The sequence below is a fragment of the Polaromonas sp. CG_9.11 genome (assembly GCF_015752225.1).
Classification (GTDB): domain Bacteria; phylum Pseudomonadota; class Gammaproteobacteria; order Burkholderiales; family Burkholderiaceae_C; genus Polaromonas.
In genome coordinates this window covers 49,570-68,943 of sequence record NZ_JADOVE010000015.1, presented here as the reverse complement: position 1 = coordinate 68,943, position 19,374 = coordinate 49,570, and the positions used below count along the sequence as shown (strand labels likewise).

At 62.9% G+C, this 19,374-nt stretch carries 21 protein-coding genes and 1 tRNA gene; 11 read left to right on the top strand and 11 right to left on the bottom strand.

Going from position 1 to position 19,374, the window contains the following annotated elements; translation table 11 throughout:
* Positions 1-44: 44 nt before the first annotated feature.
* A complete protein-coding gene (locus IWX85_RS13310) occupies positions 45-506 on the bottom strand; it encodes a YraN family protein (protein ID WP_051984132.1) in 462 nt (153 codons plus the stop codon).
* Between the two features lie 50 nt (positions 507-556).
* Between IWX85_RS13310 and rsmI the strand changes: the two genes are divergently transcribed.
* Together rsmI and IWX85_RS13300 are read left to right on the top strand one after the other, a co-directional pair.
* Positions 557-1,417, top strand: a complete 861-nt coding sequence (gene rsmI / locus IWX85_RS13305; RefSeq protein WP_196870097.1) for a 16S rRNA (cytidine(1402)-2'-O)-methyltransferase — start codon at positions 557-559, stop codon at positions 1,415-1,417.
* Positions 1,414-2,640: a multidrug effflux MFS transporter gene (locus IWX85_RS13300; RefSeq protein ID WP_196870061.1), complete on the top strand. Its 1,227-nt coding sequence runs from the start codon at positions 1,414-1,416 to the stop codon at positions 2,638-2,640. The genes rsmI and IWX85_RS13300 overlap by 4 nt, the downstream gene beginning before the upstream one ends.
* 9 nt (positions 2,641-2,649) lie before the next feature.
* Here the strand turns inward: IWX85_RS13300 and IWX85_RS13295 are convergent, their stop codons facing one another.
* The gene (locus tag IWX85_RS13295; protein ID WP_196870060.1) at positions 2,650-3,129 is read right to left on the bottom strand and encodes a hypothetical protein; all 480 of its coding nucleotides are present in this window, start codon (positions 3,127-3,129) and stop codon (positions 2,650-2,652) included.
* Positions 3,130-3,424: 295 nt separating this feature from the next.
* On the opposite strand from IWX85_RS13295, the gene IWX85_RS13290 reads away from it, so the two are divergent.
* Complete coding sequence (locus tag IWX85_RS13290; RefSeq protein WP_036806884.1) at positions 3,425-5,116, top strand: AMP-binding protein; 1,692 nt, start codon at positions 3,425-3,427, stop codon at positions 5,114-5,116.
* 169 nt (positions 5,117-5,285) lie between these two features.
* Here IWX85_RS13290 and IWX85_RS13285 read toward each other — a convergent pair whose 3' ends face one another.
* Positions 5,286-5,663 carry a hypothetical protein gene (locus IWX85_RS13285; protein WP_196870059.1) on the bottom strand — a complete coding sequence of 126 codons (378 nt, stop codon included), beginning with the start codon at positions 5,661-5,663 and terminating at the stop codon, positions 5,286-5,288.
* Positions 5,664-5,681: 18 nt separating this feature from the next.
* Positions 5,682-6,653, bottom strand: a complete 972-nt coding sequence (locus IWX85_RS13280; protein ID WP_036806890.1) for a tripartite tricarboxylate transporter substrate binding protein — start codon at positions 6,651-6,653, stop codon at positions 5,682-5,684.
* Positions 6,654-7,254: 601 nt separating this feature from the next.
* Between IWX85_RS13280 and IWX85_RS13275 the strand changes: the two genes are divergently transcribed.
* Positions 7,255-7,572, top strand: coding sequence for a high-potential iron-sulfur protein (locus IWX85_RS13275; protein ID WP_036806893.1), 318 nt, complete (start codon positions 7,255-7,257; stop codon positions 7,570-7,572).
* A 1,076-nt stretch (positions 7,573-8,648) separates the two neighbouring features.
* On the opposite strand, the gene IWX85_RS13270 is transcribed toward IWX85_RS13275, so the two are convergent.
* Together IWX85_RS13270 and IWX85_RS13265 are read right to left on the bottom strand one after the other, a co-directional pair.
* On the bottom strand, positions 8,649-9,086 hold the full coding sequence (locus IWX85_RS13270) for a universal stress protein (protein ID WP_036806902.1): 438 nt from the start codon (positions 9,084-9,086) through the stop codon (positions 8,649-8,651).
* Positions 9,087-9,110: 24 nt separating this feature from the next.
* A complete protein-coding gene (locus IWX85_RS13265; protein ID WP_036806905.1) occupies positions 9,111-9,317 on the bottom strand; it encodes a dodecin in 207 nt (68 codons plus the stop codon).
* Between IWX85_RS13265 and IWX85_RS13260 the strand changes: the two genes are divergently transcribed.
* Together IWX85_RS13260 and IWX85_RS13255 are read left to right on the top strand one after the other, a co-directional pair.
* Positions 9,316-9,531, top strand: a complete 216-nt coding sequence (locus tag IWX85_RS13260) for a hypothetical protein (protein WP_196870058.1) — start codon at positions 9,316-9,318, stop codon at positions 9,529-9,531. The two genes, IWX85_RS13265 and IWX85_RS13260, sit on opposite strands and share 2 nt — an antisense overlap.
* Positions 9,532-9,566: 35 nt before the next feature.
* Entirely contained in the window at positions 9,567-10,505 is a 939-nt protein-coding gene (locus tag IWX85_RS13255; RefSeq protein WP_196870057.1) for a 2-hydroxyacid dehydrogenase, read from the top strand.
* A gap of 30 nt (positions 10,506-10,535) precedes the next feature.
* On the opposite strand, the gene IWX85_RS13250 is transcribed toward IWX85_RS13255, so the two are convergent.
* Complete coding sequence (locus tag IWX85_RS13250) at positions 10,536-10,778, bottom strand: hypothetical protein (protein ID WP_196870056.1); 243 nt, start codon at positions 10,776-10,778, stop codon at positions 10,536-10,538.
* 195 nt (positions 10,779-10,973) lie between these two features.
* Here IWX85_RS13250 and IWX85_RS13245 point away from each other — a divergent pair, with 195 nt between their 5' ends.
* A complete protein-coding gene (locus tag IWX85_RS13245; protein ID WP_196870055.1) occupies positions 10,974-13,133 on the top strand; it encodes a DNA/RNA non-specific endonuclease in 2,160 nt (719 codons plus the stop codon).
* A gap of 564 nt (positions 13,134-13,697) precedes the next feature.
* Here the strand turns inward: IWX85_RS13245 and IWX85_RS13240 are convergent.
* Positions 13,698-13,773, bottom strand: a tRNA-Arg gene (locus IWX85_RS13240).
* A 199-nt stretch (positions 13,774-13,972) separates the two neighbouring features.
* Here IWX85_RS13240 and IWX85_RS13235 point away from each other — a divergent pair.
* Positions 13,973-14,869 carry a cytochrome c5 family protein gene (locus tag IWX85_RS13235; RefSeq protein ID WP_196870054.1) on the top strand — a complete coding sequence of 299 codons (897 nt, stop codon included), beginning with the start codon at positions 13,973-13,975 and terminating at the stop codon, positions 14,867-14,869.
* 102 nt (positions 14,870-14,971) lie between these two features.
* Here the strand turns inward: IWX85_RS13235 and IWX85_RS13230 are convergent, their stop codons facing one another.
* The 3 genes from IWX85_RS13230 to IWX85_RS13220 are packed head-to-tail and all read right to left on the bottom strand — an operon-like array spanning position 14,972 to position 17,128.
* Positions 14,972-15,532 carry a DUF2946 family protein gene (locus IWX85_RS13230; RefSeq protein ID WP_196870053.1) on the bottom strand — a complete coding sequence of 187 codons (561 nt, stop codon included), beginning with the start codon at positions 15,530-15,532 and terminating at the stop codon, positions 14,972-14,974.
* A 36-nt stretch (positions 15,533-15,568) separates the two neighbouring features.
* The gene (locus IWX85_RS13225; RefSeq protein WP_196870052.1) at positions 15,569-16,666 is read right to left on the bottom strand and encodes a YheT family hydrolase; all 1,098 of its coding nucleotides are present in this window, start codon (positions 16,664-16,666) and stop codon (positions 15,569-15,571) included.
* Between the two features lie 15 nt (positions 16,667-16,681).
* Positions 16,682-17,128, bottom strand: a complete 447-nt coding sequence (locus tag IWX85_RS13220) for a nuclear transport factor 2 family protein (protein WP_036806920.1) — start codon at positions 17,126-17,128, stop codon at positions 16,682-16,684.
* Between the two features lie 132 nt (positions 17,129-17,260).
* Here IWX85_RS13220 and IWX85_RS13215 point away from each other — a divergent pair, with 132 nt between their 5' ends.
* The 3 genes from IWX85_RS13215 to IWX85_RS13205 are packed head-to-tail and all read left to right on the top strand — an operon-like array spanning position 17,261 to position 19,336.
* A complete protein-coding gene (locus tag IWX85_RS13215) occupies positions 17,261-17,857 on the top strand; it encodes a LemA family protein (RefSeq protein ID WP_036812686.1) in 597 nt (198 codons plus the stop codon).
* Positions 17,858-17,873: 16 nt separating this feature from the next.
* Positions 17,874-18,791 (top strand): YgcG family protein, encoded by a 918-nt coding sequence (locus IWX85_RS13210; protein ID WP_036806923.1) that lies wholly within the window; start codon positions 17,874-17,876, stop codon positions 18,789-18,791.
* A gap of 14 nt (positions 18,792-18,805) precedes the next feature.
* Positions 18,806-19,336, top strand: coding sequence for a TPM domain-containing protein (locus IWX85_RS13205; RefSeq protein WP_051984135.1), 531 nt, complete (start codon positions 18,806-18,808; stop codon positions 19,334-19,336).
* Positions 19,337-19,374 lie beyond the last annotated feature (38 nt).

Here is a 19,374-nt window from a genome sequence, read left to right as displayed (position 1 = left end):
ATTTGCCATACCCCGGGCGGCCGAATCTCAGCGGCCGCCATGGATCAGGAGGCGTCGAACGCGGCCGGCAGCCATTCGATTTCCGGTCCAGGAACGTTGCCCCCGCACAGCGCCCCATGCACCAGCACCACGTCGAAGCGGCAAGGCGGCGCGCTGGCAAAGCGCATCAGGTAGTGGCGCGCGGCAAAGATGATGCGGCGCTGCTTGGCGCCGCTGATGCTGGCGCCGGCGCCGCCATGCGATGCGTTCGCGCGCTGGCGGACCTCGACAAACACCAGGGTGCCGTCCGGCGCGCGCATGATCAGGTCAATCTCGCCGCCGCCGCGCCCCGGCGTTCGATAATTGGACTCGACCCATCGCAGTCCCGCCCGGGCCAGCCAGGCCCGCGCCGCCGCTTCGGCCGCGTCACCCCGGGACTTGGTGGTAACCTGTTTCGGCACCGCTGCAGCACCGCCTGCCGCGTCCCGGGTGGGCAATTGATCCGCCTGTTTTCTGGAAAACCACATTGAACGCTTCTTTCGAACTGGCCCTGGACACGGCACGCGCCGCAGCAGGCATGCAGCATTATCCCGAGGCCACGCTGTATGTGGTGGCCACGCCCATCGGCAACCTGGCCGACATCACCCTGCGCGCACTGCATGTGCTGCAGCTGGTGCAGGCGATTGCCTGTGAGGACAAGCGCCACACCCAGCCGCTGCTGCGCCAGTATGGCATTGACAAGCCCCTTCTGGCCGTGCACCAGCACAACGAGGCCGAAGCTGCCCAGGGCGTGGTGCAGCGCTTGCAGCGCGGCGAGCGCGTGGCCTATGTCAGCGACGCCGGAACGCCTGCCGTCAGCGACCCCGGCGCGCGCTTGGTGGCGGCGGTGCGGGCCGCCGGGTTCAAGGTGATGCCGCTGCCGGGCGCCAGCAGCGTGACGACCGTGCTCAGCGCTGCCGGCGTGACGCGTGCCGAAGGCAGTGAAGGCAGCGGCAGCAGTTTCGTGTTTGCCGGTTTCCTGCCGACCAAGGCCGGCGAACGCGACCAGGCCATCGCGCTGTTGGGAACCGATTCCCGGGCCACGGTCATCCTGGAAGCGCCGCATCGCATCGAGGCCCTGGCGCGCGCCCTGGCGGTGCTGCAAGGCCGGCTCGTCACGGTCGGGCGCGAGCTGACCAAGCAGTTCGAGGAAATTGCCACCCTGCCGGCGCAGGATCTTGCCGCCTGGCTGGACGCCGGGCCGCAGCGCACCCGGGGCGAGTTTGCGCTGGTGCTGCATGCCTCAGCCCCACACGAAGGCCCGGATGACAGCACCCGGGTGCTCAAACTGCTGCTGGCCGAAATGCCGCTGAAAACCGCCGTCAAGCTGACCGCCGACATCACTGGCGCGTCGCGCAACGAACTCTACGACACCGCATTGAAACTCAAGAGCGAATGAATCCGAACGCCGACCAACTCTGGCGCGGCCCACGCTGGGCGCTGGCTGCCCTGCTGGCCGTGCTCGGCATGCTCGGGCCGTTCTCCATCGACACCTACCTGCCGGCGTTCTCGGGCATGGCGACATCGCTGGGCGCCACGCCGGTGGAAATGCAGCAGACGCTGTCGGCTTACCTGTTCGGCTTTGCCTTCATGAACCTGTTTCATGGCGCGCTGGCCGACAGCTTCGGCCGCCGGCCGGTCGTGCTGTGGGGCATTGCCATGTTCACGCTGGCGTCGGCGGGTTGCGCGCTGTCGCAAAGCGTTGGCCAGCTGGTGTTTTTCCGCGCCATGCAGGGCCTGTCCACCGGGGCCGGCATTGTGGTGTCGCGCGCGGTGATACGCGACATGTTTCCGCCTGCGCAGGCGCAGCAGGTCATGAGCCAGGTCACCATCTACTTCGGCATCGCGCCGGCACTTGCTCCAATAGTCGGCGGCTGGCTGTTCGTGCACCTGGGCTGGCACAGCATTTTCTGGTTTCTGACCGGGGTGGGCATCGTGCTCTGGTTGACCAACTACCGGTATTTGCCGGAAACGCTGGAGCCCGAGGCACGCCAGCCGTTTGAAGTGCGGCACCTCATGCGCGGCTACTGGCAACTGGGTTCCAGCCCGCGTTTTTTACTGCTGGCGCTGGCCAGCGGTGTTCCCTTCAATGGCATGTTCCTGTACGTGCTGGCCGCCCCGGCTTTCCTGGGCGAGCATCTGGGCCTGCAGCCCACGCAGTTTTTCTGGTTCTTCGTACTGACCATCTCGGGCATCATGTCGGGGGCCTGGCTGAGCGGCCGCCTGGCCGGAAAGATTCCGCCGAAAAAGCAGATACGCCACGGGTTTGTCATCATGCTGGTCACCGCCGTTTTCAACCTGCTGGCCAATCTGTTGTTTGACGCCCATGTGGCATGGGCGCTGTTTCCGATTGCCCTTTTTGCCTTTGGCTGGGCGCTGATGGTGCCGGTCGTCACGCTGCTGGTGCTGGACCTGTACCCGGAGCGGCGCGGCATGGCGTCCTCGCTGCAGGCCTTTATCGGCTCGTCGGCCAACGGGCTGGTGGCCGGCGTCATCGCGCCGCTGGTCATGCATTCGACGCCGGCGCTGGCCGCCGTGTCGCTGGGCATGCTGAGCATCGGGCTGGTGGCCTGGATTTACCTGCACCACCGCTGGCCCGAAATTGGCCGCGCGGTGCAGTAGCCTACGGGCTCAGTCGTCCGTCGTGACGGGGAACTCGACGCCCTGTCCGGTGCGCTGGACGCGGTTGCCAGCGTCCAGGTACACCCAGTAGTACATGTCCTGCAGGTTATCGCGCCAGCGGTAGTTCATGATGTCGCCGGACCACGACGCCACCCTGTCGATCCGTGCGGGCGGGCCGAACTCGCGTTCCACATCGTCGCGTGTCCACTGGCCGGGCTCGATGCGCAAGAACGCCTGGAGCTTGAGCACCTCCCGCACCGCCATCACCTTGCCAGCAGCATCCAGGTCCACCATCACGGCGCTCTGGCCGGCGGGCTGCCTCGAATACTGCAGGCGCGTTCCCGTTGGCAACGGCACGACCCGGGTCGGTGTGCCATAACTGGCCATGACCTGTTCGCGCGACATGCCCGTCTGCACCGGCGTGAAGGCGCAGCCGGCCGCGACCGCTGCAGCGGCAGACAGGCTGACAAGGGTCTTGAGAATCTTCATGATGCACTCCCGAGGCATAAAACGCTCTTGGGTCTTACGGTTGAAATGTGCCTTTTCCGTTTTCGGGAAATTCGAACAGCCCTGCCACGGCCACGAGTCTGTCAGGAATCCGCAAACGCGGGTTTCCCCCGGGAATTTTCTGGGGTTTCCCGTGCTTCAGGGGATTGACATGCCGAGCGATTAAAGCCTCAATAGCTGAAGGCACGAAGCTCAACAGCAGCCCACTTATACGCCCAAAGCGCAGTCTCTTGGCGGGGCTGGCCACCATTGAAAACAACAGTAGGAGACCACAACCATGGAACCCGTTTCCCCTGACCTGCTGGCGCTGCAGCGCCTTTACCACTGGGAAAAAACAATTCCCCAGAGCATCAGCCTGACACAGCCCATGGGCGGCGGCATGACCCAGGACTACACTTGGCGCGAGGTGGCCGATCAGGTGCGCCGCATGGCTGCGCACCTGAAGGCCCAGGACTGGGCGCCCGGCTCGAACGTTGCCATCCTGTCCAAGAACTGCGCCTGGTGGCTGATGAGCGACCTGGCCATCTGGATGGCTGGCCATGTTTCGGTGCCGCTGTACCCTACGCTGGCACCCGACACCATCGCGCACATCCTCACGCACAGCCAAGCCAAGGCCTGCTTTGTCGGCAAGCTCGACGCTTGGGCGCACATGAAACCGGGCGTGCCCAGCGGCCTTCCCTGCATCAGCTACCCGCTGTCGCCGCCAGACGCCCTCCAGAATTCTGACCGCTGGGACGACATCTGCGGCCGCCAGGCGCCGATGCAGGGCGAGGTGCTTCGGGGCGCCGACGAACTGGCGACGCTGATCTACACCTCCGGCACCACCGGCCAGCCCAAGGGCGTGATGCAAAACTTTGGCAGCTTTGCCTGGGCGCTTGATGCCGGCGTCCAGCGCATCGGCATGACCGGCCAGGACCGGATGCTGTCCTACCTGCCGTTGGCCCATGTGGTCGAGCGCGTACTGGTCGAACACGGCTGGCTGCGCACCGGCATGCGGCTTTGGTTTGCCGAGTCGCTCGACACCTTTGCCGCCGATCTGCAGCGCGCCCGGCCCACCATCTTTTTCTCGGTGCCCCGGCTGTGGGTCAAGTTCCAGCAGGGGGTGCACCACAAGATGCCGCCGGCCAGGCTCCAGCTGCTGCTGTCGATTCCGGTGATCGGCGGGTTGGTGAGAAAAAAGGTACTCAAGGCGCTCGGACTTGACCAGTGCCGTATCGCCGCGGGCGGCGCAGCGCCCATGCCGGTGGCGCTGCTGGCCTGGTACCGCAAGCTTGGCCTGCCGATCAACGAAGGTTATGGCCTGACGGAGAACCTGGCGGTCTCGCACCTGACCATTCCGGGTGCCAACCAGCAAGGCAGCGTGGGACCCGCATACGAAGGCGTGGAAGACCGGATCGCCCCTGACACCGGGGAAATTCAGATGCGCAGTCCTGCGCTGATGATGGGCTACTACAAGGACCCGGTGCAGACCAAGGCCGCGTTCACAGAGGACGGCTGGCTGCGCACGGGCGACAAGGGCGTCATTGATGCGCAGGGCAACCTGCATATCACCGGGCGCGTCAAGGACCTGTTCAAGACCAGCAAGGGCAAGTACGTGGCGCCCGCACCGATCGAGGACAAGCTGGTGATGCACGAGGCAGTCGAGGCCTGCGTGGTGACCGGCGCCAATCTGGGCCAGCCGCTGGGCATCGTGATGCTCAATGCCGAGGCCGCCAAGCGCGCGCAGGAAGATGCTGCACGCGCGGTGCTGGAAAGCTCGCTGGCCCGGCACCTGCAGGCCGTCAATGCCACGCTGGACCCGCACGAGCAGCTCCAGTGCATTGTCATCGTGACTGCGGCCTGGACCGTGGAGAACGACATCATCACGCCAACCTTCAAGGTCAAGCGCAACCGCATCGAGGACGTTTACTCGGCCAACTACGAGCGCTGGGAATCCTCGGGCAAAAAGGTGATTTGGCAGACCGACTGAAAGCGGCCTGGGCAGCTTCTGGCGCCCCATCACCCGGCCCCTGCATCATGGCGCGCAAGGCATCGGCCAACTATTCACTACTGAATTCCTAGCATTTAGCGCAGACTGCGCGTGCGCAAGATGCTTTTTTCGTGCTTGAAAATGGTTGGCTTGCCAGAACCAATGCGCGTTAGACCACCCGCTCCGGATCCACTTCGCGGACACGGTGATCGACGTAGTAGCCACCGTATTCCGTGTACCTGAGCAGGGTGCGGCCGCACCGGTTGCAGGCATAAGCGTCACACCGGTTGCAGGGGAAAAACTCCAGGGCCAATGGCGCGTCCGGCGAACCGTAGCGCGTGCCGCCTGGGTGAAACTCTTGCAACGTCGGCTCGTCGACCGCCGGATCGCGCAAGGTTCCCAGTCGCTGGACCGACGGGCCGGGCCAGCGGTCTTCGGTAAAGCTTTCCCAACCGGGACAGGCGCCGAGCGCGCAGGTGCATGGCGTGGCCGCCCGGCCGGTGCAGGCCTGCCGCAGCGCTGCGCCATCAAGCAGGTCGGAGCTCATGGAGGTTGCCAGTGCGTGTCAGTCCACCGTGGCGCCGGAAGCCTTGACCACGCGGGTCCATTTCTGTGTGTCCGCCACAATGAAATTCTTGAAGGCCAGCGGTGTCATGTCCATCGGTTCCGCGCCCAGCGCAAACAGACGCGCCTTGATGTCGGTTGAAGCCAGGATGGTGCGGATTTCCTTGTTCATGCGGTCAACAATTTCCACCGGAATGCCCGCCGGGCCGAGAACGCCGTACCAGGGCTGCGCATCGAAGCCCTTGAGGCCCAGTTCGGCAACAGTCGGAATCTCGGGGAACGCTGCCGAGCGCTTGGCGCTGGTCACCGCCAGCACGTTGAGATTGCCGGCCTTGACCTGCGGCATGATGGGCACCGGGTTCTCGAAAGTCATGGGAACCTGGCCACCGACGAGGTCGTTCAACGCAGGACCCGACCCTTTGTAGGGAATGTGCTGAATCTTGACGCCGGCCTGCACATTGAACATCTCACCAATAATGTGCTGCGGCGTGCCAGAACCGGCAGATGCAAAGGCCAGGTTGCCCGCCTTGGCCTTGGCGATGATGTCCTGGACGCTCGTCAGGCCCGACTTGGGATTGACGGCAATCACAAACGCGGCGCTGGCAACTGGCGCCACCGCAGTGAAATCGGTGTTTGGCTGGTAAGGGAGCTTCGGATAGAGCGAAGGCGCAATCACCAGCGGGCCACTGGCTGCCAGCAAAAACGTGTAGCCATCAGGCTTGGACTTGGACACATAGTCGGTGCCGATGTTGCCGCCAGCACCGCCCTTGTTCTCCACGATGACGGTCTGGCCAAGCACGCCCTGCAATTTGGAAGCCAGCAGCCGTGCCAGCACGTCCGTGGTGCCGCCCGGCGCATAAGGGGAAACCAGCGTGATCGTCTTGGCGGGCCAGGCAGCCTGCGCGGCAGCAAACATCGGCGACAAGGACAAGGCAATCAGCGCGGGAACGGTGCGTAAAAAATGTCTCTTCATGATGAAAGCCCTTGATAACGTAAAGAAATAAACTGATACGCAATAGCCGTATGGGAAAACGATGAAGTCCCAAAAAAACACCGCGCGCGGCCAAGGCGGACGCCAAGCATAGCCTTACTTGAAAATGACAATATTCGCCGTGTTTCGAATTCCACAGGAATGGCCGGTTTCATATAGGGCTTTCGCAGCCTCAGCACGTGGCAGCAAAAGGCAGACACTGGGCCTTCCAGACGCTTATGAGTTGCAAAAATCGCAACTCCTTGCTTGTTCAGCATAGATATGCTGCTATATATTTTGTAGCAATTGAAAAACAAGTTCTTTTCCGGGAATCCGAAAAACAGGCTGTGACCGCGAACCTGACAAAAGTTTGCACAGACCGTTGCGCTGGATCATGGAACCACGCTGCTTTGCAAGCAACACTGAGGGCTTGGCTGTAAACTTGATTTTGCCTATATCGGCGAGAAAACCAGGACATGGCATGGTCTTGTGATATTGGCTCCGCTCATTGCGCGAGCCTGTACTGCCTGATCGATGCCTTGACGACGCGGCGATTCACTTTTCACCGTACTCGGCCAGGTCCATTCAAAAATCGAGAACCCACATGAAATCAAATCGCAGAACCTTTGTCATCCAATCCATCGTGGGCGCAGGCGTGCTCGCCTCGACCCGCTTGGCTCAGGCGCAGGCCGCCGCGCCGATGGTTCAGGATACCGACCCACAGGCGGTTGCCTTGGGTTACAAAACCGACGCCACCAAAGTGGACAAGGCGAAGTACCCGAAATACGCCGCTGGCCAGAACTGCGCCAACTGCGCGCTGTACCAAGGCAAACCGACCGATGCCGCTGCAGGTTGTCCGCTGTTCGCCGGCAAGCAGGTTCCAGCCAAGGCTTGGTGCAGCGCCTGGGCCAAGAAAGCCTGACGAACCCCGGTCTGGGCCCGACGCAGGCCTTTTCACACTCCGGAACCTTCAGGACTTTGCCTTGATTCAGCAGAACATCAAGGCGATCAGCGCGGCATCCTCGCCCAGATTGAGCAGCGCGTACCCCGCCACGCGGGAAACCCAGTAGGCGGCGGTATCAAGGCAAAGAATCGAATTCATTCGGTTTAAAAATCAGTCAGCAGGACAGGGATTCTGTCCGCATCTAACAGCATTCGACAGAATGCTGTCGTCTGGGCATCAAAGAAACCTCCGGCACAAGCACAGCACGCACAAGCACGCTACAAATTTAATAGCGAAAAACTGTTTTTCTCAGGACCCACATGAGCCGGGCCGCCAGCTTGATGCGGGCCAATTGCGAGCCGGGTTTGTTTTCACGCCGCAGCGCCAATGCCGTTGAAGCGATTCCAGCGGCTGTCATCCTGCATTAGCGTCTGCTGCAGGCCGGGGCCAGGCAATGTGCTGCACGGTGCGGCTGTTCGTTTGTCGAATGAGCCCTTCCTGCGGCTGCATGGGTGGGAGCAGCCAGCGAACTGGTGCTGCGTTCGGTGTTCAGCGGCGCAAAGCGGCCACTGGCGGCAGGTCTGCGGAAAACCAGCCGAAGCAGTCTCTGGCTGTAAGCCTTGATTGGCTTCACGGCGATCTCTGACCAGGGCTGCACGATGGGCGCCATGTGCTACATCCCCCTTTCGGCGGCCACGCTGTGCACGCCAGCCGCGGCGGGTGTTGGTACTCCGCCATGGGTGGGTCAAACAGCACAAGGACATTGCGCCCTTGCTACTGGGGGGCAGCGCCCTGACGCTGCCGGGCGTTTTCATCACCCGGCCCTCAGGTCACGGCGCACCAAGGGTACCGTTCAATTTTTGCTACTTTATTTATAGCTTCCTGCGCATGCTGCGCCTGCGCGAGAAGCCTATTTGACACTAAAATCCGGGGGGCAGTCGAAACGGATATGCGTGGACACCATTGCCATCGCCAGCCCTGGCGGCGCCGACTGCCTTTTGACAAGCCGCGAGAAACGGGCGGCGCAGGATCTGCTGGAAGATTCGCAATGCCGGTTAATGCGTGATGACCACTAGCACGCTGCAGGGCGACTGTTCAATCAATGCCTTGGAGACAGAGCCCCGCCACCAGCGGGCGGCCCAGCCGTCCAGATGCTTGTGGCCGACCACGATCAGGTCCGCCTTGATCTGGCGGGCACAGAGGGTAATTTCACTCACAGCATCCCCGGTCACGACGTATCCGCTGGCTTTCAGGCCGGCATCGCCGAGCTTGCGCAGACCGGTGTCAAGAATGGCCTGGTAGCGTTCCTTTTCACTGTCCTGCAGCGATTCGTCATAAATGCTGCCTTCAAGCCCGAGGTTGTTCAGCGGCAGCGGCATGACGGCGATGAGCGACAGTTCCGAGCCGCTCCACTGCGCAATTTCATGGCAGTCCAGCAAGGCCTGCTGTCCCGGAGCAGAGCCGTCATAAGCCAGCAAGATTCGTTGGTACATGCAAGTTCCAGAGTAGGCGGGCCGTTAGTCGAGCGTGAAACCGATTTTCAGGGAAACCTGCCAGTGCGCCACCTTGCCCTCGACCACATGGCCCCGGGTTTCGGTGATGGTGAACCACTGGATGTTGCGCACCGTCTCATGCGCCTTGGCAATGGCATGGGTCACGGCCTCTTCGATGCTGACACTGGACGAGCCGGTCAGTTCCAGCTGCTTGTAGACATGGTTGTTCATGAAATGGCTCCCTCAAGAGTTGTTGGGCGGTATGGCGTTTCATCTTACGCGCCTTGCATTGAAACGCCAAAGCGCAAGGCCAACAGAGACGATGCATTCCCTCTTTGATGGAGCAGCCAGTTCAGCCTGCCGACGCCGCTGGCGTTTGGATTTCCAGGTGAAAGATGGCCTCAGCCCAAAGCCGCTGATCACGTCCAACAACATGCCAAACTGATGGCGACAAAAATCATTTTCAGGAGTTTCACGCGCATGTCCGACAAAATTTCCTTGCTGGTGCTCAACACGCATTCAAGCGAACATCAAGCGGCGCTGTCCGAACTTTACGACCTCACCTACGCGCCGACCGAAGGCGAACGCGCCGCCGCAATCGCCACGCATGGCGCTAAATTTCGAGCCGTGCTCACCATTGGTGTTCTGGGCTTGACGGCGCAGGAAATCGCCGCCATGCCGGCGCTCGAACTCATCTGCTGCATGGGCGCCGGCTACGAACGGGTCGATCTGGATGCGGCGCGGGCACGTGGCATCGCCGTGGCCAATGGCCGGGGCACCAACGACAACTGCGTCGCCGACCATGCGTTCGGTCTTGTCATCGCGGCCATGCGCAACTTCCGGCAACTCGACCGCCTGTGCCGCGAAGGTGTGTGGCGCCTGGCCATTCCCCAGCCGCCGAACGTTTCGGGCAAGCGCATCGGCATCCTCGGCCTGGGCACCATCGGGGAGAAGATAGCCAGGCGTGCGGCCGCTTTCGACATGCCCATCGGCTACCACAACCGCAGCCCCAAAGCAGGCATTGCGTACCGCTACTTCGCCAGCCTGGAGGGGCTGGCGCAATGGTGCGATGTCCTGGTATGCGCGGCACCGGGCGGGGAAGCCACCCGGCATCTCGTCAATGCGCAGGTGCTCGATGCGCTGGGCCCGCAAGGCTTTCTGGTGAACATTGGCCGGGGCAGCGTGGTCGATACCCTAGCGCTGGCGACAGCCCTGCGCGATGGCCGGATTGCCGGTGCCGGCCTGGACGTCTACGAAAGCGAGCCGGCCCGCCCCGAGACGCTCATCGGGCTGGACAACGTGATCCTCACGCCGCACCTGGCCGGCTGGTCCCCCGAAGCGACGCAAGCCTCCTTTGACCGTTTCCTGGAAAACGTCCAGGGCCATTTTTCAGGCCGCGGGGTGGTCAGCCCCGTCTGATCGCCCGCCTGCGGACCGCCCCCCAATTGCTCATTCCGGGCTGACGTGCTTGCGCGTGATCCGCTGCCGGTCCACCTTGCCCCTGGCACCGACATGGCGGCGGATCTCGGCGGATGTCCCGGTGTTGGTTTCGAAATCGAAGGTGTCGAAGCGGGCCGCGACCTCCGGATGTTCCCGCACCTCGAGACCGTCGGCATTGATCCTGGCGCTCACATTTTTGGCAGCATTTACCTTGCGGCAGCATTCAAGGCCGGCATTGCCATTGCAGGCCATCCACCGGTTTGCCGTGATGCACCCACGGGCCACCGCGCGGTTGACGTTGACCCGGTTTCGCAGGCGTCTTACAGTTATGCAAGACGGCATGGCGCGGCCGTCCCAGGCACACAGACTTCGCGCAGGAACGCGGCTTGCCGGCCAACCCGTTCCTGACCGACGATTCAAGCGCCCAAACCATCGCGAGGTTGTCGTATGAAACTACCTGTCGAACTGCTTTCGAAGGCTGAGGCGGACTATCCGAAGACGCCTGCGCAGGTCAGAAGCCTGCAGTCGCGCATCGTTTCCCGCTCTGCATTGGTGCTTGACGGCCTGGACCACCTGGAACGCCGGCGCGCGATGATTGCGGCATCGGCACGGGAAAGCGCCAGCCTGGCTTTCGAGCGCTACCTCGGCACCAACGACCTTCTGCCCATCAACTACCTGCTCACCGGCTATGCACAGTCGCGCGCGGTGGGCAGGATTCGCTACTTTGACAAGAAGGACCGACGCACCGCCTATGCCACCGGCTTCATGGTTTCACCTGAACTCATGATGACCAATCACCATGTGTTCCCGGTGTCAGATGTCGCCGAATTCGCAGCACTGGCCGATGACGCCGCCATCGAGTTCGGCTACGAATACGACGCCTTCGGAAAGCTCGGTGAACCGGTGGTCCATGCGCTGGACCCCGAAGCCTTCCTGCACACCTCCAAGGCGCTGGACCTGGCCCTGGTCGCCGTTCGCCCACGTGACCTGACCGGCCTGCGCCAGCTGCATGACCAGGGCTACCTCATCCTGAATGGCCGGCTGGGAAAGGCGGGCACGGGCGACTACGCGACCATCGTTCAGCACCCCGATGGCGAGGAAAAACAGATTGCGCTGCGCAACAACGAAATCATCGACAACGATCTGCCGGATGTCCTGATCTACAAAAGCGACACGGCACAGGGAAGCAGCGGCGCGCCAGTGTTCAACAACGAGTGGCAGGTGATCGCGCTGCACAGTTCGGGGGTGGCCAAAACCGACGCGGCCGGCCACTACCTTGACAAGCACGACCAGGTGATCGAGGTTGAAAACGGGCGGATCGACGAGTCGCGCGTCGTCTGGCTGAGCAATCGCGGGGTGCGTGTCAGCGCCCTCATGAAGCACCTGCTCGCGCCGGAAAGCGCCGTGGCGCTGCACCCGCTGGTCCAGGTCTTTTCCAGCCCGGCCTACACCGACAGCCGCCCCTTCACCACGTTGCCACGGCCTGCGATTCTGGAAACATCCGGGTTCAAGGGCGTGCCCGTTGCCGCACAGCCCGTCAGCCTGCCGCCGCTTGCGGCAAGCGTGATCGAGATCCGGGTCAGCATTGGCAACGGGCAGCACGTCGTGCAGTCCACCGTGAGCGAAACACCCCTTCAAACAGTTGCCCTGGGCACCCTGAACGAGAGAAAACTCGAGGACGCGCAGGATTATTCGACCTGCACGGGATTCGAGGAAGAATTCATGGGAATCCGGATTCCCATGCCGTTGCCGAGCGCCCGGTTGCGCAAGCAGCTGGCATTTTTGAAGGACGCCCCCGGCTCGTTCACGCTCAAATACCACCACTTCAGCACGATCCTGCATGCGGTGCGCCGTGTGCCGGTGGTCAGCGCCATCAACGTGCATGGGAAACACCGCTATGCCGCGCTGGGAAGCAGCAGCCGAAAAGACAACTGGCTACGCGACAGCCGCGTTGACTACGATGCCCAGCTCGACGACAGGTGGTACGCCAAAAGCGGTTTCGACAAGGGACACCTTTCACGCCGTGAAGACGCCGAATGGGGCACCAGCCTGGCGCTGGCCAAGGCGGCGGCAGACCTGACCTGCTCCTATGCGAACGCGGTGCCGCAGGTGCCTGCGTTCAACCGCGCCATGATGGGCTACCACGGCCAGTGGGGCCAGCTTGAAAACAAGCTGCTGGAGGCCGGTGTGAAGAACGAGTCCTCCAGAAGTGCGCGAATCTGCGTCTTCAGCGGCCCGGTCTTTCTGGACGACGATCCTGTGTATGCATCGGTCCAGGTGGCCCTTGGCTGCTTCAAGGTGGTGGTGTGGTTCAACCAGGACGGGGCACTGCGGACAACGGCTTTTCATCTGTCGCAAGACACGCTGCTCGAAGGCATCGCGTTCGAAGCACTGAACTTTGACAAGCTGTTCAAGCTCCAGCAAGTGCCGCTTGCATGGACTGAGCAGGCAACAGGGCTGGGGTTTGCTGCTGTGCTTCGAGACGCTGACACGTTCAGCAAAGACAGCGCGCAGGCAGATGAAGCCGCGCTGGAACGCCTGGTCAGCGGCGGTCAGGCGCATTCCGCCAGCACGTTGCCTGAAGGTGATCGTCCCGCGCAGCCCTAAGTGCCAACCTGCGGCCATGAGCGGGCTTGGCCAGCGGGCATAGACCGGCGTCATCTTTTGCAGGATTTGAAACAAGCCCGCCGGTTCGCCCACCGATTGGTGGCGGCGGATGCGGATCAGAGGAAATGGCTCTTCCAGAGCACATTGGTTTTGATCAGCAAACGACTTTTCACTACCAAACCGGCCACTTGCGCAGCACACACAAGTGTCAGCAGCTATAAATTCAATAGCAATCTACTGGTTGGCTGCATGCATGACTGCCAGTCGAGCGGATCCCGCTCTCGCACCTCAGCGCGGAAGTGAGGCAAGCCCGGCAATTGGGTGAAGTCCCGCTGGACGCCATTCCCCGCGCGTGCATTGTGCTGAAGAACTCAAGCGCGCAGCGCCATAGCCTGCAGCGGTCACGCCTGTCAACGCTCGCCTGGATCCGGTGTATATAACGCCGACTCGCTTGCCCTGAATGCCTTTATGAGTTGACGCAGACGCCGCAACCGGAAACAAAAACGCCAACCAGGGCGGTTGGCGTGATGGCAAGGAAACACAAGGGTTTCCGGGTGTCCTGAATGGTGCGGCTGGCGGGGATCGAACCCACGACCCTTGGCTTCGGAGGCCAATACTCTATCCACTGAGCTACAGCCGCAACGCTGAAAAAAAACGGCTTTCGCCAAAATCCAGAGATTCCGGCGGCTGGCCGGCTTGGCTTGGGCAAGCAAAACCGGGCACAACCACGGATTCTATCAGCCGGACCGAACCGCGTCAGGATTCCATCGCCGCCGCTATAATGCAAGGCTACTGGAGCAGCCCGCAACAGTCACCGACTTTCTGTTTTTGAGGACGCCATGAGCGCAAACGATCACACCACGGCCCATGAAGAAGCCCACACTGGCCCGATCAAAACCCCCAAGCAGTTGCTGGCAGCGGTTTTTTTCTCTTTTGTTGTTCCGGTTTTTGCAATTATTGGCCTGGTCTACTACGTCGCTTCGGCCGACAAGCCCATGGCCGGAGCCGATGATGGCGGGCGCGCCATTGCCGAGCGCATCCAGAAAATCGGCATGGTTGAAATCCGCGATGCCAACCGGCCCCTTCGCGCAGGCGAAGAAGTCTACAAGGCCCAATGTATTGCGTGCCATGCAGCGGGCGCAGCAGGCGCTCCTAAATTCGGCGATGCCGCAGCGTGGGCACCCCGCATTGCCACCGGCTACGACGTGTTGCTGAATTCCGCGCTCAAGGGCAAGGGCGCCATGGCGGCGCAGGGCGGCGGCGACTTCCAGGACGTTGAAATCGGCCGCGCCGTGGTGTACATGACAGCCGCCGCAGGCGGCAAATTCGCAGAACCCGCCGCGCCAGCAGCAGGCGCTGCGGAGGCGCCCGCTGCAGCCGCGGCTCCGGCCATGCCGGCGGCACCTGCCGCCGTGGCCGCTGCCACCCCTGCGCTGTCAGCAGCGCCTGCCGCCGCAACTGCACCTGCCGCGCCTGTGCAGGTGGCAGCCGCCAATTCAGGCGCTGGCGAAGCGCTGTACAAACAGGCCTGCGTGGCTTGCCATGCCGCAGGCGTGGCCGGCGCGCCCAAGTTTGGCGACAAGGCTGCCTGGGCACCACGCATCCAGACCGGCATTGACGCCATGACCACCAGCGTTATCAAGGGCAAGGGCGCGATGCCTCCCAAGGGTGGTTCTGCTGCGTCGGACTCAGACATCCATTCAGCGGTGGTTTACATGGCGAATGCTGCCAAATAAGAGCGGACCCAAGCACCAGAAAAAAGCCGGTCATTGACCGGCTTTTTTGCATCAAAATTCAATGAAAATGGATGTTTGCGCAAGTAGCATCAGCGTTTATTGCTATGCTTTTTGCATGGACTGCGGGCTGCATGCATAGCCAAACCGAGCCGGCAATGCACTGGCTTGCAATTCCTGCGGCACCCACAAGCCCTGCACCACCGCATCGGCAGCATGCGTCATGTCCTGGGTATGAACCAGGCCAAAGCCAATATCGGTCTCCAGGTAGAGCCGGCCCTGCTCATCGAGTACACAACGCTGGACGCGCGCGGGCTGGCCAGTGTGCGCCGTCACGCCAAAAGCCGGCCCCGGATTCACACGCCAGATGAAGGGCGTGGCTTCAAGCTCCACATAGACGCGTTGCGGCCCGTTCTGGAAAAACCAGCGGCCGCTGGCATCGCTTTCGTAATTGCGCTGGATGAAGTCAATCAGCTTTTCGTGCTGCAGCAACGAGCCTTTGCTGGCAGCGTGGCTATCGTCCTTGATTTGCGGTGCAAACGGCCCGACAGCCTGCGCCCGATCGTCGCGCATGTACCAGTTGCCGCGCGCGTCCAGCCCGAGCCAGCCATAGCAGTCGGGAACGTTGGGCCACTTGGCAATCGCTTGTCGAACAATGTCATCCATGCCTTATTTTGCGCTGCTTTGCCGGCACCGGGCATTTCAGGGGCATGCCACGGCCTGAAGCTGCGCGGCCAGAAAGTCCGCCACGGCCTCGGGCATGGCGCGCACATGCGCCGGGAAAGCGGACGAAGGAAAGCCGACATGCCCGCCCTGCGCCGGCTGCCACAGCGTCACGTCGGGACTGACATCGGCGCAGCCGGGGAGACTTCCGGCCGGAATGAAGGGGTCGTTCAAGGCATTGAGTGCCAGCGCGGGAACGGCAATCCGGCGCAGATGGGGCTTGGCCGAGGCACGCGCCCAGTAGTCGTCCACCCCCTTGAAGCCATGCACCGGTCCGGTAAAAATATTGTCGAACGCATAGAGGTCGCGGGCCGCCAGCAGGGCCGCGCGGTCAAACAGGCCGGGGTGCTGGGCCAGCTTTTGCAACGCCTTGGGCCGCATGGTCTTGAGGAACATGCGGGTGTAGACCTGCCGGTTGAAGCCACGCCCGATGGCCCGCCCGCTGGCGGCCAGGTCCAGCGGCGCGCTGACCGAGGCGATGGCGGCCACCACGTGGCGGGCGTTCTGGCCGATCTCACCCGCCCAGCGCATCAGTGCATTGCCGCCGAGCGAGACACCGACTGCCAGGACCGGCCCGTGGTGGCGGCTTGCAAAACGCCTGAGCATCCAGTCGATCTCGGAAAAATCGCCCGAGTGGTAGGCGCGCGGCGCCAGGTTCATCTCGCCCGAACAGCCACGAAAATGCGGCACGGCGAAGGCCCAGCCCCGGCTGCCGGCCACGTCGGCAAAGGCCTGCGCATAGTGGCTGGCCGACGAGCCTTCCAACCCGTGAAACAGGACTAGCAGCGGCGGTGCCGATGCCAACGGACCTGCCCCCGCATCAGCCAAGTTCCGGCCGCGGGACTGGCTTTGCCAGACCGCAGGCGGGGCGGCCCCCTTGGGGGGCAGAAAACCACATGCAGTGGGGAGCGTGGGGGCCTGATTTGACCAGTCCACATCGACAAAATCGCCGTCCGGCGTGGTCCACCGTTCCCGATGGAACACGGGCGCCAACCCGGCAAAGCGGCGGGCACGCAGGGCCGCCCAGATGGTCTGCATATTCCCGTCAGGCAGCCACCAAGGGGCGCCGTAATTCATGGCGACGCCCACCGGTCAGTGAAGCAGGACGGGCGATTCGGAGACTTCCTGCAACTCCTGCAGACTGCCAGGGCTTGCATGGTGCGCCACCATCCGCCAGCCCTGCGCCGTGAGGAAGTACACATTGGTGGCCAGGACATAGGCATGGCGCGGACCCTCTTCGGTCAGGATTTCGATGCGTTCGAGCACGCTGTGAACGCTGGAGCCCAGCGCCTGCACCCGGCGCACCTTGAGCGGCTGCACGCGCAGCGAGCCGTTGGCAAACATGGCGTCGAACGCGCTGCGTATGGCGCCAGCGCCGACCAGCCGGGAGCCGCCAGGATGCACGCACACCATCTCGTCCTCGTCACCCCAGCAGGCCATGAGTTTTTCGATGTCGCCTTGCTGAAGCGCGTCGTAAAACGCCGCTTCGGTTTCGTCGGGGTTGCCGGTACTGGCAGGGAGTGCTTTGGGTTTTCGCATGGAGACAATCGAATCAGTCGGAAAAAGGCGTGAGGAATCCGGTCCGGAATTGTGCGCCTTTCCGGAAAAACTGGAGGAATCGCACCGGGCTATGGTAGTGTTGCGGCTTGAATTTTTGGAGGCATTTCCATGATGTTGCGTTTATTCAGTATGTCTTTCGCCGCCCTGCTGGGCCTGCTGCTCTCGGGCTGCGGTTACAACCAGTTCCAGACCCTTGACGAGCAGACCAAGTCGGCCTGGTCCGAGGTGCTGAACCAGTACCAGCGCCGCGCCGACCTGGTGCCCAACATCGTCGCCACGGTCAAGGGCGAAGCGGCTTTCGAGCAGGATACGCTGACCAAGGTGATCGAGGCGCGCGCCAAGGCGACATCGATCCAGGTCACGCCCGAAACGCTGAACGACCCTGCTGCTTTCGCCAAGTTCCAGGCGGCGCAGGGCGAACTGGGCAGTGCGCTGAGCCGGCTGATGGTGGTCAGTGAACGCTATCCCGACCTGAAGGCCAACCAGGGTTTCCGCGACTTGCGCGTGCAACTCGAAGGCACCGAAAACCGCATCACCGTGGCGCGCAACCGCTACATCCAGACGGTGCAGGAATACAACGTGCTGGCGCGCAGTTTCCCGAACAACCTGACCGCCATGGTCTTCGGCTACAAAGTCAAGCCCAGCTTTGCGGTGGCCAATGAAGCGCAGATCTCGACGCCGCCGGTGGTCGATTTCAACAAAAAATAAGCGGCAGCGGCACTCCATGCGCATCCGTTTCCTTTTGCAGGTACTGTTACTGGCGGTCTGGCTACCCTTTGCCAGTCTGGCCGCCTGGGCGCAAGGTGGCGTTCAGCCCGTCCCGCCGCTGACGGCGCATGTGATGGACGCTACCGGCACCCTGACAGCAGCCCAAAAGGCTGCACTTGAAGCCAAGCTGACCGCTTTCGAGCAGTCGCGCGGCGCGCAGGTGGTGATGCTGATGGTGCCCACGACCCAGCCCGAAGACATCGCGGCCTATGCGCAGCGCATCGGCGACAGCTGGAAAATCGGCCGCAAGAGCATTGGCGACGGCCTGCTGCTGGTGGTGGCCAAGAACGACCGCACGGTGCGCATCGAAACCACCAAGACGCTTGAAGGCGCGATTCCCGACCTGGCGGCCAGCCAGATCATCGAAACCGCCCTCACGCCGCGCTTCAAGCAAGGCGACTTTGCCGGCGGCCTGGACGCAGCCGCCGACCAGATCATGGCGCGCATCACCGGCGAAAAGCTGCCGGCGCCGCAGCAGGGCAATGCCACTCGCCGCAGCGCCAGCGGCGGCGGATTCGACTGGACGACGCTGGCGGTGTTCCTGTTTTTTGCCGTGCCCATCGGCGGACGCATCCTGTCCAGCGTGCTGGGGCGCAAGCTGGGCTCGGTGACCACCGGCGGCGCGGTCGGCGTGCTGGCCTGGCTGTTCACCAGCAGCCTGGTCATCGGCGGCGTTGCGGCGCTGGCCGGCATGGTGTTTGCGCTCATTTCAGGACTGGGCGGAGGCATGGGGGGAATGGGCGGTCGCCGGTCCTCAGGCTGGGGTGGCGGTGGAATGGGCGGTGGATTCGGGGGTGGCAGCCGGGGCGGCGGCGGCTTCAGCAGTGGCGGCGGCGGCAATTTCGGCGGCGGCGGTGCCTCGGGCAGCTGGTAACGGAGAGCGGACTGATGAACAAACCTTCCCTGCTGCTCAAGCACCTCTGGCGCGATGTTTCCGACACCCGGCGCGCGATTCCGCCCGACATGGTGCAGCGCCTGGCCGAACGCGTTGGCGCCAGCGAGCAGCGCCACAGCGGCCAGATCCGCATCTGTGTTGAGTCCTCGCTGCCCATGAGTTACCTTTGGCGGCTGGATGCTGAAACCTCGCTGGCCGACCTGATCCGGCAGCGGGCCGTGACGGTGTTCGGCAAGCTGCGGGTCTGGGACACTGAACACAACAACGGGGTGCTGGTCTATGTGCTGCTGGCCGAGCATGCGATTGAAATCGTCGCCGACCGGGGCCTGCGGCGCCATGTGGACGACAGCCACTGGCAGGCGGTGGTGGCGCACATGGCCAGCGCCTTTCGCGAAGCGCGCTACGAGGACGGACTGACGCAGGCGCTGGAAGAAACCTCGGCGGTGCTGGTGGCGCATTTTGCGCGAACGGACGCGTCGTCGGCACAGCCCAACGAACTGCCAGACACGCCACTGCTGCAATGAGCCGTGCCTGGCAACTGCCAGACGCTGCTATGCTTTCA